Annotated in this window: 10 protein-coding genes; 3 read left to right on the forward strand and 7 right to left on the reverse strand. The window is 68.3% G+C overall.

The window, feature by feature from the left end:
- Window positions 1-101: 101 nt before the first annotated feature.
- The 3 genes from treZ to glgX are packed head-to-tail and all read right to left on the reverse strand — an operon-like array spanning window position 102 to window position 6,389.
- On the reverse strand, window positions 102-1,820 hold the full coding sequence (treZ, locus tag EV138_RS13170; RefSeq protein ID WP_133979087.1) for a malto-oligosyltrehalose trehalohydrolase: 1,719 nt from the start codon (window positions 1,818-1,820) through the stop codon (window positions 102-104).
- A gap of 1 nt (window position 1,821) precedes the next feature.
- The gene (treY, locus tag EV138_RS13175) at window positions 1,822-4,269 is read right to left on the reverse strand and encodes a malto-oligosyltrehalose synthase (RefSeq protein ID WP_238158105.1); all 2,448 of its coding nucleotides are present in this window, start codon (window positions 4,267-4,269) and stop codon (window positions 1,822-1,824) included.
- Between the two features lie 2 nt (window positions 4,270-4,271).
- Window positions 4,272-6,389: a glycogen debranching protein GlgX gene (glgX, locus tag EV138_RS13180; RefSeq protein WP_133979091.1), complete on the reverse strand. Its 2,118-nt coding sequence runs from the start codon at window positions 6,387-6,389 to the stop codon at window positions 4,272-4,274.
- Between the two features lie 184 nt (window positions 6,390-6,573).
- Here glgX and EV138_RS13185 point away from each other — a divergent pair, with 184 nt between their 5' ends.
- Both EV138_RS13185 and EV138_RS13190 read left to right on the forward strand, forming a co-directional pair.
- On the forward strand, window positions 6,574-7,044 hold the full coding sequence (locus EV138_RS13185; protein ID WP_133979093.1) for a hypothetical protein: 471 nt from the start codon (window positions 6,574-6,576) through the stop codon (window positions 7,042-7,044).
- A complete protein-coding gene (locus tag EV138_RS13190) occupies window positions 7,041-9,176 on the forward strand; it encodes a bifunctional polysaccharide deacetylase/glycosyltransferase family 2 protein (protein ID WP_238158106.1) in 2,136 nt (711 codons plus the stop codon). Before EV138_RS13185 ends, EV138_RS13190 begins: the two co-directional genes overlap by 4 nt.
- A 6-nt stretch (window positions 9,177-9,182) precedes the next feature.
- Here the strand turns inward: EV138_RS13190 and EV138_RS13195 are convergent, their stop codons facing one another.
- Entirely contained in the window at window positions 9,183-11,207 is a 2,025-nt protein-coding gene (locus EV138_RS13195; RefSeq protein WP_133979095.1) for a DUF1906 domain-containing protein, read from the reverse strand.
- Between the two features lie 95 nt (window positions 11,208-11,302).
- On the reverse strand, window positions 11,303-12,028 hold the full coding sequence (locus tag EV138_RS13200) for a GAF and ANTAR domain-containing protein (RefSeq protein ID WP_133979097.1): 726 nt from the start codon (window positions 12,026-12,028) through the stop codon (window positions 11,303-11,305).
- Window positions 12,029-12,145: 117 nt separating this feature from the next.
- Between EV138_RS13200 and EV138_RS13205 the strand changes: the two genes are divergently transcribed.
- The gene (locus EV138_RS13205) at window positions 12,146-12,934 is read left to right on the forward strand and encodes a S1 family peptidase (RefSeq protein ID WP_133979100.1); all 789 of its coding nucleotides are present in this window, start codon (window positions 12,146-12,148) and stop codon (window positions 12,932-12,934) included.
- Window positions 12,935-12,936: 2 nt separating this feature from the next.
- Here EV138_RS13205 and EV138_RS13210 read toward each other — a convergent pair whose 3' ends face one another.
- Window positions 12,937-14,139, reverse strand: coding sequence for a hypothetical protein (locus EV138_RS13210; RefSeq protein WP_238158416.1), 1,203 nt, complete (start codon window positions 14,137-14,139; stop codon window positions 12,937-12,939).
- Window positions 14,123-15,166 carry a glycosyltransferase family 2 protein gene (locus EV138_RS13215; protein WP_133979102.1) on the reverse strand — a complete coding sequence of 348 codons (1,044 nt, stop codon included), beginning with the start codon at window positions 15,164-15,166 and terminating at the stop codon, window positions 14,123-14,125. Before EV138_RS13215 ends, EV138_RS13210 begins: the two co-directional genes overlap by 17 nt.
- Between the last annotated feature and the right edge of the window lie 10 nt (window positions 15,167-15,176).

Raw genomic sequence — 15,176 nt, forward strand, 5'->3', positions numbered from 1 at the left:
AACTACCACCGACAACCGGACTCCACCGCCCCGATTTCCCCTGTTTTGTCCAGACTGTTGAACCCACAAAGGGCAATCGGTGGGATCTCGAACGCCTTACTTCACACCGCGAAAACGGCAACCCCATGGCCTGAGATCCGAACACTCTCCGCTACCAATTCCACAGAACCGAACGACAGCACCTCGTACGCCGGTACGCCGTCCAGCGGGATCTCCGCCGTCTCGGCCGTCAGGTTCGCCACCACCCGCAAGGCTCCGCGGCTGACCACCAGCCATGACTCGGTGGCGTCCACCCCCACAGAGTCGAGTCGGTCGTTGCGCAGGTCGTCGCTCCGGGCCCGCAGGGCGAGCAGATCGCGGTACCAACGCAGCAGGTCGCGATGCGGCGGCTCGTCCACCTCGGTCCAGTCCAGCACCGAGCTCCGCCAGGTCTCCGGATCCTGCGGATCGGGGATCTCCTCCGCGTCCCATCCGTGCGCCGCGAACTCCTGTCGCCGCCCGGTCCGCACGGCCTCGGCCAGCTCGGGCTCCTCGTGATCGGTGAAGTACCGCCACGGCGTCGAGGCACCCCACTCCTCGCCCATGAACAGCATCGGCGTGTACGGCGAAGTGAGCACCAGGGCGGCGCCGATCGCCTGTTGACCCGGTGTGAGGGCGGGCCGGTCGCCGAGCGCGCGGTTGCCGACCTGGTCGTGGTTGGAGGTGTACGCGAGGAACGCCGAGCCGCGATGGCGCGCCGGGTCCACCGGCCGGCCCCAGTCCTTGCCGCGGAAGGTGGAGTACGACCCGTCGTGGAGGAACACCTGGGTGAGCGTCTTCGCCAGCACCTCCGGCTCGCCGAAGTCCACGTAGTACCCGGCTCGCTCACCGGTCAGCAGAGTGTGTAAGGCGTGGTGGAAGTCGTCGCTCCACTGGGCGGTCATCCCGAGGCCGCCCTCGGCGACGGGCTCGACCATGCGCGGGTCGTTGAGGTCCGACTCCGCCACCAGCCCCAGCGGTCGGCCCAGCTCCTTCGCCAGCGTGGCCGTCTCTGTCGACAGCTGTGCCAGCAGATGGGTCGGGCTGTCGTCGGCCAGCGCGTGTACTGCGTCCAGCCGCAAGGCGTCGATGTGGAACTCCCGGAACCAGCGCAGCGCGTTGTCGCAGATCCACCGGCGTACTTCGTGACTGCCGTCGTCGTCCAGATTGACTGCCGGACCCCACGGGGTGCTGTGCCGGGTGGTGAAGTACGGCCCGAAGGAGTCGAGGTAGTTCCCGCTCGGCCCGAGGTGGTTGTAGACCACGTCGAGGCAGACGGCCAGTCCGACCGCATGGCACTGATCGACGAAGCGCTGCAACGCCTCGGGACCGCCGTACGGCTCGTGGACGGCGTAGAGGTCCACACCGTCGTACCCCCAGCCCTGCCGCCCGGGGAAGGCGGCGACCGGCATCAGCGACACCACGTCGACGCCGAGCGCGACCAGGTAGTCCAGGTGGCCGGCAGCGGCCTCCAGCGTCCCCTCCGGAGTGAAGGTGCCCAGATGCAGCTCGTAGAAGACAGCACCGCTCACGTCTCGACCGGCCCAGCCCTCGTCACTCCAGGCGTAGCGACCGGAGTCGAACACCCTGCTGAAGCCGTGGACGCCGTCCGGCTGCCACGGGCTCCGCGGGTCGGGCATCGGGTCGCTGCCGTCGACAGAAAAGGCGTAGTCCGTCCCGTGCCCGCCCTCGGCCTCCACCGACCACCAGCCGCCTTCACTCGGCGACATCGGCACCGATCCGCTGGACAGCACCAAGTCGACGGTCGTAGCGGCCGGCGCCCAGACGGTGAAGGTGTGCAAGTCAGCTCCTTGCCAGCAACGCCACTGGAAGCTCGGCCAGCAGCTCGTGGATCCGAGCCGCTCCACTACCCACCGGACGCCCGGTCAACACGTCCTGCCAGTCCCCGTCAGGCAGTACGACGGTGCTGTCGCCCCAGCCGCCCAGGCGGTGCAGAGTGACCGGCAGCCGGGTCGCGATCGTCACAGCGGCATCTCCGCGAGCAAACGCCACAGCGTGGCCACTGGAGGTCGGCAGCGGCTTGTAACTCCCCGCGAAGGCGTCTGCTTCCTGCCGCCGATGCCGCAAGGCTCGCGACGTCACCAGCAGCTTCTCGTCGGCCAGTCCGTCCGGGCGAGCCCCGTCGTCGAGCCGGGCCAGTCGTGCGATGCGCTGCGCGTAGTCCACCGGCCTGCGGTTGTCCGGGTCGACCAGTGACAGGTCGACCAGCTCGGTGCCCTGGTAGACGTCCGGGACACCCGGCATCGTGAGCTGCACCAGCTTCTGCCCGAGGGTGGCGGCCCGCACGTACTCGGCCTGGGCGTCAGCGAACCGGCGTACGGAATCCAGTAGGGCCTGGTCGGCCAGGACGCCGGTAGCGAAGGCGGCGACGGACTCCTCGTACTCCGTGTCCGGCGAGGTCCAGCTGGTATGGCGTTTGGCCTCGCGGATCGCCTTCTGCAGGTAGGCCTGCAACCGGTCCTCGGCCAGCGGACCGTTGTCCCAGGTGCCGAACAAGGTCTGCCAGAGCAAGTACTCCGTACTGCCGTCCAGCCCCGCGTCGCGGTAGTCCGCCGACATCGCCCGCCAGGAGCGCACCGCCTCGGTCCAGGCCGCGGGCTGCTCCGAGAGCACGGCCAGCCGGGCGCGGACGTCCTCGGACCGCTTGGTGTCGTGCGTGGACAGCGTCGTCATCGTGCGCGGCCAGTGCTGGTTCAACCGGCCCGCGAACGCGTGGAACTCCTCCGGCGTGACCCCGAAGTGGGCCGGATCCCCGCCGACCTCGTTCAGTGACGAGAGCCGGAACCACCGGTAGAACGCGGTGTCCTCGACCCCCTTGGCCATCACCGGCCCGCAGGTCTGCTGGAACCGGACGATCAGCTCGTGCCTGGCGTCCTCGTCGATCCTGCTCGCCGTACCGGCCTCGCGGCCGAGCAGCAGGTCGCGGACCAGTTCGAGCGTGTCCTGCTGCTCGTCGTCCAGGTTGCGCCGGGCCAGCTCGACCGCATGCTCCATCGCCTGTACTGCGGTGTGCGGCGGCTGCTCCCCCGGTACTACGTACGCCCGGTACCGGTCGAAGTTCACCAGCAGCTCGACGACCACTTCGTGGAAGGCCCGCCGGGTGTGGTCGCGCAGTCGCACGTCGTCCTGGCAGATCTTGGCCAGCAGCTCCACCAGGCGATGCACCTCGGCGTACTGGCCGTGCCGCACGACCTCACGCTTGGCCTGCTCGACCACGGGCGCGAAGTCGGCCGGCTCGCCGGTGAGCTCCGAGTGGAACGCGGCCAGCGGGGCTGCACCCGCCGGGTCCACGAACAGGCCGCCGACTCTCAGCAGCGCGTCGTACCCGGTCGTACCCGCGCACGGCCAGTCACCGGGCAGGTCCTCGTCGCCTTCGAGGATCTTCTCCACCACGACCCACGCGCCACCCGTACGCTCGGCCAGGCGGCGCAGGTAGCCGCGGGGATCGGCCAGGCCGTCCGGGTGGTCGATGCGGAAGCCGTGCAGCTTCCCTTCGTGCAGCAACTCGAACAGCAGCTCGTGGGTGGCTTCGAAGACCTCACGGTTCTCCACCCGGACGGCGGCCAGCGTGTCGACGTCGAAGAAGCGGCGGTAGTTCAGCTCCTCGTCGGCGACTCGCCAGTGCGCCAGGCGGTACCACTGCTCGGTGACCAGTTCGGCGATCGGCAGCGTCTCGGTGCCGGGCCGCAGTGGGTACTCGTGGTCGTAGTACCGCAGTACGTCGCCGTCGACGGACAGCTCACCGTCCGCGAGCACCTTGCCGATGCGCTGACCCAGCACGGCCATCAGCAGCGGCTGGTTCCCAGCACCCCAGTCGACGTCGAACCACTCCGCGTACGGCGAGGTCGGGCCATCACGCAGTACGGACCACAGCGCGGTGTTCAGCCGAGCAGGTGTCGGCACCGCGACATGGTTCGGTACCACGTCCGCGATCGCGCCCATCCGATGGTCGGCCAGCGCCGCGGACAGCCGGTCGAAGGCCGCCCGGCCACCGGCCGGCTCCGACAACCGGGAGTGGTCCACCACGTCGTACCCGTGGGTGGAGCCGGGTGCGGCCTGCAGGATCGGGGACAGATAGGCGTGCGAGATCCCGAGGCTGTGCAGGTAGCTGACCACCTCTGCCGCGTCGTCGAAGCCGAAGTCGCCGTGCACCTGCAACCGGTAGGTGGCCTGCGGATGACCGCGGTGAGAGGTGGGCGGGCCGTCGTGGGGCGGGGAAGGTGAAGGCACCGTCATGCAGTGCCCTGCCGCGGGCGGGTCAAAACGAGCGTGCCGTGGGCCTCGATCCGGATCGTGGAGCCGGCGGCGTGGTCCTCCTCGTTGGCCCGACCAGTCGGCCGGATCGTGTCCACGACCACCGTCCATGCCTCGCCGTACTCCTTGGCGGGCAGCAGGAACTCCTGTGCTTCGTGGTTGCTGTTCAGCAGGATCAGGAACGAGTCGTCCACCACCGGCTCTCCGCGCGGGTCCGGCTCGGAGATGGCGTCACCGTTGAGGAACACGGCGATGGCACGCGCGTCGTCCCGGCTCCAGTCGCCGTCCTGCATCTCCTGACCGGCCGGGGTGAACCAGACCAGGTCGCCCAGCCCGTCGACACCGGTGTCGCCGTGGAAGAAGCGGCGACGGCGCAGGACGGGGTGCTCGTTGCGCAGCCGGACCAGATTGCCGGTGAACTCCAGCAGGTCCTTCTGCTCTTCGTCGAGATCCCAGTTCACCCAGGCGAGCTCGTTGTCCTGGCAGTAGACGTTGTTGTTGCCCTGCTGGGTCCGGCCCAGTTCGTCGCCGTGGGCGATCATCGGGACGCCTTGCGAGATCAGCAACGTGGTCAGGAAGTTCCGCTGCTGCTTGGCGCGCAGCTTGCGCACCGCATCGTCGTCGGTCTCGCCCTCGACGCCGCAGTTCCAGGAGCGGTTGTGGCTCTCGCCGTCGTTGCCGCCCTCACCGTTCGCGTCGTTGTGCTTCTCGTTGTACGAGACCAGGTCGCGCAGTGTGAAGCCGTCGTGCGCCGTGACGAAGTTGATGCTCGCCAGCGGGCGGCGGCTGTCGTCCTGGTAGAGATCGGACGAGCCGGTGAGCCGGGAGGCGAACTCGGCCAGCGTGTACCGCTCGCCCCGCCAGAAGTCGCGCACGGTATCGCGGTACTTGCCGTTCCACTCCGTCCACAGCGGCGGGAAGTTGCCCACCTGGTAGCCGCCGTCACCGACGTCCCACGGCTCGGCGATCAGCTTCACCTGGCTCACCACCGGGTCCTGCTGGACCAGGTCGAAGAACGCCGACAGCCGGTCCACCTCGTGGAACTGCCGGGCCAGCGTGGCCGCCAGATCGAACCGGAACCCGTCGACGTGCATCTCGGTGACCCAGTAGCGCAGCGAGTCCATGATCAGCTGCAGCACGTGCGGGTGCCGCATCAGCAGGCTGTTCCCGGTGCCGGTGGTGTCGTAGTAGTGCGACTTGTCGGAGTCCACCAGCCGGTAGTACGCCGCGTTGTCGATGCCCTTGAACGACAGCGTCGGGCCCATCTCGTTGCCCTCGGCGGTGTGGTTGTAGACCACGTCGAGGATCACCTCGATGTCCGCCTCGTGCAGCGCCTGCACCATCGTCTTGAACTCGGTGACCTGCTGGCCGCGGGTGCCGTTGGAGGAGTAGGCGTTGTGCGGGGCGAAGAAGCCGATCGTGTTGTAGCCCCAGTAGTTGGACAGGCCCCGCTCCTGCAGGTGGCCGTCCTGGGCGAACTGGTGCACCGGCATCAACTCGATCGCGGTCACCCCGAGGTCCTTGAGGTGGTCGATGATCGCGGGATGCGCCATCCCGGCGTACGTGCCGCGGATCTCCTCCGGGAGCCCGGGGTGGGTCTTGGTCAGGCCCTTCACGTGGGCCTCGTAGATCACGGTCTGGTGGTAGTCGTGGCCCGGCGGCCGGTCGTTCCCCCAGTCGAAGAACGGGTTGGTGACCACGGACAACATGGTGTGCCCGCGGTTGTCCATCGTGTTCAGTTCGTCCGGCTTGGCGAACCGGTAGCTGAACAGCGACTCGTCGGCGTCGACCTGACCGTCGATGGCCTTCGCATACGGGTCGAGCAGGAGCTTCGACGGGTTGCAGCGGTGCCCTTCGGCCGGGTTGTACGGCCCGTGGACGCGGTAGCCGTAGCGCTGGCCCGGCTGGACCGAGGGCAGGTACCCGTGCCACACGAACCCGTCCACCTCGGTCAACTGAACCAGTTGCTCCGAGCCGTCATCGGCGATCAGCGCCAGGTCAACCTGCTCGGCAACCTCCGAGAACAGCGCGAAGTTCGTACCGGAACCGTCGTACGTGGCTCCGAGGGGATAGGGACGACCAGGCCATTTCTGCACCCGACGAAGGTACCCATCCCTATCCCCAGCCGAAGAATCGTGGCGGGAATTCGTCCCGATTGTTCACTCGGGCCCGCCGCCGCCTCGAAAGGTAAGCGACAGTGTGTAGTCGTGGCAATACCTCAGGTGCGCTTCACTCACCGCACTGCCTGACCCGGCAGTAACCCGGTAGGATCCCGCGTTTGTGAAGTCGCCCTCCGCCCGCAGTCCGGTCTTCGTCGATTCGACCGGACGTCGGCACCGCAGGATTCGCCGTACGGGGGCTTGGCTCGCCGTGCCCGCAGCCGGGTATGTGATCCTGCTGGTCAGCAGTCTGCTGGGCGGACCGCGGGTGGACACGCCGCTGATCCCGTTGCCCGAGGCCGGGAAACATCAGCCCGAGAAGCGGGTCACGCGACCTGCCGCCACGGCGACGACCACTCCGAAGCCGGGTGAGCCCACCCGGAGCACTGAACCGACCTCCACACCGACGTCCGCTGACCGTCCGACCGAGTCGGCCCCCACCACTCAGCCGACCGCGACACCGTCGGTCACCGAACCGACGCCGACCAGCAGCGCAACACCCACCATCACCCCCGGCCCACCCATGACGACGCCCAGGCACGGCAAGCCGACCGCGCCACCCGGACGCACCAAGTCGCCGTCCAAGCCGTGACCCGCCGAGTCGCGCGCCGAGCCCGCCAGGTCCCGCTACGGACCCACTGGCTGATCCTCACCGTGTTGCTCGTCTGCCTGTCCGGCGCGCTGCTGCTGAACGGCTACACCCACCACCTGTACGGCACGACCCCCGACGGCGCGGCGGTCGTCGAGGGCTCGCACAACGCAGTACCGGCAGCCATCTCGAACGGCGGACCGGTCATCGACGCCGGCCGCAAGGACGCCCGGTCGGTGCGGCCGAAGGCCAAGACGATCGCGATCACCTTCGACGACGGGCCGGATCCGGACTGGACCCCGAAGGTGCTCGACCTGCTCCGTGCCCAGCACGTGCGGGCGACCTTCTTCGTGGTCGGCGCCCAGGTCGCGGCCCATCCGGACCTCGCCCGCAGGATCGTTGCCGAAGGCCACCAAATCGGCGTGCACACCTTCACGCACGCGAATCTGAGCACGGTACCGGGCTGGCGACGATCGCTGGAGCTGCGGCAGAGCCAGCTGATCCTGGCCGGCGCGACGGGAGTCAGTACGCCGTTGTTCCGGCCGCCGTACTCGTCCGAGCCCGATGCGCTGACCGATGCCGACTGGGCGTCGATCAAGCAGACCCGGGACGCGGGCTACCTCACCGTGCTGACCACCCAGGACAGCGAGGACTGGCGCCGGCCCGGGACGTCCCGCGTGATCGCGAACTCGACCCCGAGAGGCACCACCGGCCAGGTGCTGCTGATGCATGACGCGGGCGGCGACCGGAGCCAGACCCTGGCCGCCTTGCAGAAGCTGATTCCCTCCTTGAAGGCCCGCGGTTTCACCTTCGCCACGGTCAGCGACGCCGTCGGCCTGCCCCAGCCGGTGCACTCGGCGAGTGCGATCGAGCGCGGCCGCGGGCTCGCCGTGATCGAGGCGATGCGCTTGAGCGACAACGCGCTCACCGTGATCACCTGGCTGCTGTACGCCGCGGGTGCGCTGAGCGTGCTCCGGGCGTTGACCACCGTGATGGCGGCCCGGCGGCACGCGCGCGAGCGGTACTGGTCCTGGGGTGATCCCGTCACGGAGCCGGTTACCGTCATCGTGCCCGCTTACAACGAGAGCGCGGGGATCGAGGCGGCGGTCCGGTCGCTGGTCGCCTCGGACCATCCGATCGAGGTGATCGTCGTGGACGACGGCTCGACCGACGGCACCGCGGACCTCGTGGAGTCGATGGGGATTCGTGGCGTCCGGGTCATCCGGCAGACGAACGCGGGCAAGCCGGCCGCGCTGAACACCGGCCTGCAGGCGGCGTCGTTCGACCTCGTGGTGATGGTGGACGGAGACACGGTCTTCGAGCCGGACGCGGTCCGGATGCTGGTGCAGCCGTTCGCCGATCCCTCGGTGGGAGCCGTGTCGGGCAACGCGAAGGTGGCCAACCGCACCGGCCTGCTGGGCCGCTGGCAACACATCGAGTACGTCGTCGGCTTCAACCTCGACCGCCGGTTGTTCGACCTGGCCGAATGCATGCCGACCGTGCCCGGAGCGGTCGGTGGCTTCCGGCGCAGCGCGCTCGAGCGCATCGGCGGACTGAGCGACGTCACTCTCGCCGAGGACACCGACCTCACCATGGCTCTGTGCCGAGACGGCTGGCGAGTGGTCTACGAGGAGCGCGCACGCGCGTGGACCGAGGCGCCGGCCTCTCTCGGTGCGCTGTGGCGACAGCGATACCGCTGGTGCTACGGCACCCTGCAGGCGATGTGGAAGCACCGCGGCGCGTGGGTCCAGGGCGGCCAAGCGGGCAAGCTCGGGCGACGCGGGCTGACCTATCTACTGCTCTTCCAGGTCTTGCTGCCGTTGCTGGCGCCGGTGGTGGACGTGTTCGCCATCTACGGACTCGTGTTCCTGGATCCAGTCCGTGTCGGTCTGATCTGGGCGGGTTTCCTGGCACTGCAGTTCGCCATGGGGGTCTACGCGTTCCGGCTGGACGGCGAGAGGTACGGACCGCTGTGGAGCCTGCCTCTCCAGCAGTTCGTCTACCGGCAGCTCATGTACCTCGTCGTCATCCAGTCGGTCTTCACCGCGTTGGCAGGCTCACGGCTTCGCTGGCAGCGGATGGAGCGCTACGGCAGCCTCGGCGTTCCACCGAGGTCTGCCGGCGCTACTCCTTGATCCTGCTCAGCTGACGGTGATGGTCTTTACCGCACTGACGGTGGTGGCGTGGTCGGCGTCGGCCAGCCAGACGGCGCGGTAGTTGAAGGTGCCGCGCGTGCCCGGCTTGATGCTGAACGCGTAGTTGCCGGTCGTGTTCAGCTTGGTCGTCCCGACCGTCGGCCAGGTCGTGCCGCTTTGGCGCTGCAGGTAGACGGTCGTGCCGGGGTGCTGCGGGCGCAGGTACCCGTAGAACGACGTCGTGGCGCCGAGCTTGATCGCTGCTGACGTCACGTAGGCGGTGATCGTCGGACGGACTTCCACCGTGTAGTAGGCGCTCCGGGAGCCCAAGAGCGCGGAGGAGCCGTTGTAGCCCCACACGTAGACGGTCGACACGGTCGGCTTCACCACCGCGCTGACCGAACCGGTGGAGCTCGACGTGGTCGTGGCGACGGCGGCGAAGGTCGTGCCGTTCTTCGGCCGCGCGTACAGGGTCATCGGTACGCCGGCTACCCCAGCCTTCGTGTCCACCCTGGTCACCCGGCTGTAGAGAGTCGCCGAGCCGGTGTAGGGGATCGACGAGGAACTGGAGGCGATGGTCGAACTGGTCCCGGTCAGCCGCAGATCGATCCCGGGCCCGAACTTCCCGGAACTGTCCTTCACCCAGGCCCGGAAGGCTTGGCTGGTGGCGTTGCCCAGTCCGGTGGCCGTCGTGCTCGTGGCTGTTCCCGCGTAGACCGCAGTACCGACGTTCGGCAGCGGAGGCGGCGTCGTACCGACATTGCGACGCACGACCACCTGTCCAAGCGTCGTACCGGCCGGCACGGTCCACCGAAGGGTCGCGGAACCCGCAGCACCAGTACCTGTAAAGCTGGTGAGAGCGGCCGGCGGCGCAGTCAGATCCACCGCATTGCGGTCCACCTTCATCGTGACGCCGTTGATTGTCTCCGGCTGGTCAGCTTGGTACTGATGAACGCGCTGGTGGTTCGTCCATGCGGTTGCGCTGATCACGGTGGAGGCCGTGCTGTTCACACCGTTCCAGCGTGCGAACCAAAGATTGTCCGGGCGGCTGTAGGAGGCGTTGTTGTACGCATCGGACAGGTCCTTGCCGCCCGCCAACTCGTTGACATAGGCACCGCTGACATAGCCACGACTTTGCAGCTCAGTGGTCCAGCCGCTGAGGTAGGACAGCACGGCCGCCGTGCACGCCGCGGTGCCGGGCTTGTAGTTGTCATCGATGTCGCTGTAGATCGCACTGCGTTGCGCGAAGCCGAGCGCCTGAGCCGCGGCAATCGCATTGCCGGCGGCCGTGCGGCCCTGGGTCCGGGCGGTCGCGGGGTCCGCGGACATCTTCTTCGCCGCGGAGAAGACGGTGCTGCACGGAGCCTGGAGTCCCACGTCCAGCAGGAGGAACTGCCAGTTCTTGGCGGCGTTGGCTGCCACCCACTCAGGCGTCAGGTTCGGCTGGGCACACGCGCGGACGGCGCCGCTGAGGTAGATCCCGATGGCCTGGTACTTACCGCCGGCCCAGGCGTCCATCGTCGACTGCGGCGGTGCGGTGCAGACGTCGAAGGCCTGGCCGTTCAGGGTGCCGGTCGCGACGACAGATGGCGTTGCTGCCTGAGCCTTCGGCTGGGCGATGCTCGCGGACTTCGACATCACGCGGCCGGTGCTGAGGAGGTTGCGGGCGGTTTGTTCGCCGCCGGGGGCGTAATACGCGGTGGCCAGTACGCCGGCGTCATGTGCGGCCACCTGGAGCTCGCCGTCGGTCGAACGCGCGGGCTTGGTCAGCGGCGCGAGCACGATTCCTTCACTACGGCCGACCAGGTGCGCGGGGCAGTCGGCTTGCGCCGTACTGCTGCCCAGGTAGACCGCCGGGCGGTCGTACCGCACGCAGGCGGTCGGGTCCTTCGTCAGATCGACCACCGGCCAACTGGCGGGCACGGTGACCTGGTATCCGTGGTACGAGACGGTCTGGTCGCTGACCCCCTGAGCAGGGGTCACCCCAGTCGCCAGAACCACAACGGGCAAAGCGAATTTCCACAACCTCACAACAAAGCTCCTCACAGCGGCTAAGCGGGCCGACCGCGAGTATTACAGAGAAGCTCCGTAGTGCGCCTGAGTATTGCTACTTATGGCAGCAGGGCCTACCGCTCGGCGTTCTCGTTGGCCTGGGCAACGACCGCGTCGGCGATCTGGCGGAGTTTGGTGTTGCTGCTCTGGGAGAGCCGGACCAGGAAGGCGAAGGCGCGCTCCGAATTGAGCTTGTAGCGCTCCATCAGGATGCCGACGGCCTGGCCGATCACGTTCCGGGTGGCCAGCGCCTCGGTCATCGTCTGGTCCTGCCGGGCCCAGCCGAGCGCGACCGCGATCTGGCCGGCGAACATGCCGCCGAGCTGGATCGAGTCGTGGTCGATGGCGCGCGGCTCACCGGCGTACAGGTTGAGCGCGCCGCGCGTGTTCGGGCCGCCGGCCTCGAACTGGAACGCGACCTGGGAGCCGAAGCCGAGGGCAGCCGCCTTCGGGCCGAAGTCCGGCCAGCGCGCGTCGTTGGCGAGGTCCTCGACCACGACCACCGGCTCTTCCAGCGCGGCGTGCAGGCACGGGCCCTCACCCAGTTCGTACTGCAGGAAGTCGGCGCGCATCACCAGCGGCCCGGTCGGCGCCAGGGTCTGGATCTCGCCGGTCTTGGTGGTGATCGAGATACTCGCCTCGACGATGCCGGGAATCGTGTCGGCGGCGCTCCGAGTGATCAGTGCCAGCGTCTCGTCCAGGTCCATCGGAGCCTGCAACGATGCCGCCACCTCGGACATCGCCTCGGCGACCTCCAGGTGCAGCGGCTTCGCCGACCGGACTGCCTCGGATTCGATCATCTTGTCCCCTCCCACATCTGCCCGCCCCCAGGTGGCACCCAGTATGAATCACCCGGCAGTGTTCCTTTCAACTACGACTTACCGCGATCGGGCGACCACTTGGAGTAGGTTCGGCGCATGCTCCTTCGGGCCGCGGCGATCGCGGGTGCACTGGTCCTGGCTACGGCAGCGACTGCCTCGGCAACGCCTGCCACCGAGGATCAACCGCTGATCATCGGCGGCACCCTGGCGAGCACCAGCGAGGCACCGTGGGCGATCGCCCTGACGAACTCCGCCGGACCGGCGCCGACCGGCCGGTGGTGCGGGGCCGTCCTGGTCCGGGCGAACAAACTGATCACGGCAGCGCATTGCATGACCAGGCCGGCGGGCACCTACACCGCAGTACAGGGCCGTGCCGACCTGCGTGACCGCAGTAGCGGCCAGACCGCGAGAATCGCCGGCATCTGGATCCATCCCGGCTACAACCGGGCGAACAACCGCAACGACTTCGCGATCCTCACCCTGGCGCGCCCGCTGACCGGCGTACCGGTGATCCGGCTGGAGACGAACCCGAAGGCCGACCGCAAGGGCGTCGTCCCGACCGTCTACGGCTGGGGTGAGACCAGCGACACCGGGCCCGACGACACGCTCCAGAAGATCGCGGTCCCCGATCTCGGCGACGCGACGTGCCTGGCGAACAAGGAGTACGTCGGTTACGGGTACGCCGCGAGCGCCAACGTCTGCGCCGGCTATCTCGACGGCACCGGCGACTCCTGCCAAGGCGACTCCGGCGGCCCGCTCGTCCTCAACGGGCGCCTGCTCGCCACCGTCTCGTGGGGCAAGGGCTGCGCCGAACCGGGCTATCCGGGCGTCTACGCCGAAATCGCTCCGAATGCCAAGACTTTGCAGACCCAGCTCGACAAGTAGCGTCAGGCCTTGAGCAGGGTAGCGAGGTTGTCGGGGGCGTAGTAACTGCTGCTGTCCTCGCAGATAGGGGCTGAGGGCAACAGCTCGGCCAGAGCAGCCGGCGAGTCGGCCAGTACTGCGTCGCCGCGCTCGACGACCCGGAGCAGATACTCATGGCCGGGCAGTTGCGCGACCACTGTGCGGCAGCCGAGCACCATGCCCTCGAACAACGCCGTGGTCGCCACGCCGACCTGGTAGCCGGCCGACGCGAGCAACTCCAACGTCGACTCACCTCGCCCGGCCGAAATGCGCACTCCGGGCCGCGCCGTGTAATCGGACGCGTGCTCACTCGGATGCAGCCGGAACACGACCTCGTACTCCGGACGCGTGTCCGCCAATGACGCGGCGAACTCGAACAGCTTGGGCCCGATCGTCCCCTGGGAAAGGAAGACCACGCGCCGCGGTTCCTTGGCCGCGCGGCCGGCATCCTGCAACGGCTCGATGAACGGCGCGCCCGCCACCGCCGTCTTCATCCCAGCAGGCAACTCCGCCACGTCCGTCCAGTACGAACCGAAACACCACAGTTCATCCGGCTGGTCGGCGACCACCGGTCGTCCGGGATAGCTGTAGCCCAGGTGGAACGGCGAGATCGCGCCGTGCTGCAGCTCGACGACCCGGATCCCGAGGTCCCGGGCCGCACCGACGATGTGCTGGTGGAAGTAGGCGACCACGACGTACACGGTCTTGATCCCGCGTCGTTTCAGCAACGAGCGGTAGAGCGCCCGCAGCCGCAGGTGCTTCGGTACTTCGCGGGCGACCAGGGCGGCGATCGGCACCTTGACGCCGGTCAGTGCTTCCAGGGCGTCCGCGACCTTCTTGCTTCGCTCGTCCACGACCCGGCTCCGCACCGCCCCGGCTGCCGACGTGAAGAAGTCGAGATTCGTACTGCGCGGCAGCGGCATCCCGTTGATCCCGGAGTCCAGGACGAGGGCCGACGAGCCGAGGAGGGTGCGCAGCCGGTCGGTGTAGATCTCGACCCCGCCGGGCTTGCGCGGATGCGGCACCACCAGCGAGTCGGCGGATCCGCCCGCCAGGAAGGGGTTGCGAGTCGCCAGGCCGGTGACGTGCTTGCCGATCAGCCGGAGCTCGTCGGCGCGCGTACGGCGTACCGGGTGCGGTTCGCCGTGGATGCCGGTGCGCTTGGTCAGCTCATGGAAGACGCGCATCCGGATGATCGGCCACGGGTGCGCCTTCTGGATCCGCCAGGTCAGCAGGTCCAGTTCCCGCTCCACCTGCCAGATCGCCTGGCACAGCGTCGCCACCGTCTGGTCGGTGCCGTTCCCGGTACTCGTCATGATTGATCCCTACTATGCCCGCGAGGCTGCCGATACCGGAGAAGAACCGGCGGACGGCCTTCAGCAGGTAGGTCTTCCGGAAGGTGACCAGACCGCCGAGGCCGTAGATGAAGGCCGAGGCGATCCGCGCCAGAGCATAGGCCAGCACCTTCGCGTAGCTGGCGGCGCCGGGCCGTATCAGCAGCCGGCTGATCGTGTCGCCGCTGCCGGAACGGAAAGCGCGCCGGAACAACCAGCGCAACGTCGTCCTCGACGCCGGCACATCTTCTTGGATCCGGGCCTCTTCGCACCACACGATCCGGTAGCCGGCCTGGTGGACGCGGAGGAAGAAGTGCAGGTCACTCGAACCCGTGTAGCGAAAAGCCGCGTGGAAGGCCGGCGTGATCGAGTGGTAGACGTGCTGGGCGACGAGGGTGTTGTTCGTGTACGCCTTGTTCAGCAGGTCGCCGGTCGCGTGCTTGCCCATCGACGAGTGGACGTCGCTGTAGCGGTTCCAGGCGGGCGCGTCGGGCGGCAGGATGCCCTGGACCGGACCGGTCACCACGTCCGCGCGGGTCTTCTCCCACGCGCCGAGCAGAGTCGCGAGCCAGCCGGGCGGCGCGACCTCGTCGTCGTCGACGAAGATCAGCGCATCGTCGTCCCAGGCAAGCTGAACCGACTTCTCCCGAGCGAACGGAATCCCCGGCTCAGGCTCGATCGCCGTCTCGATCGGGTACTTTCCCTCGGCCGCCTCGATCACCTCTCGCGCGGACCCCTCGGCGTCGTTGTCGACCACGACGATCCGTACCGCGTAGTCGCTGTCCGCCGGAAGCTCCTGCGCCTGCAGACTCTCCAACAGCCCTTTCAGCAACTCAGGCCGCCTGAACGTGATCACGGCAACCGCGACGCTGATGCTCATGCCGACCGAG

Origin of the sequence: Kribbella voronezhensis, from assembly GCF_004365175.1 — a bacterium.
GTDB classification, from domain to species: domain Bacteria; phylum Actinomycetota; class Actinomycetes; order Propionibacteriales; family Kribbellaceae; genus Kribbella; species Kribbella voronezhensis.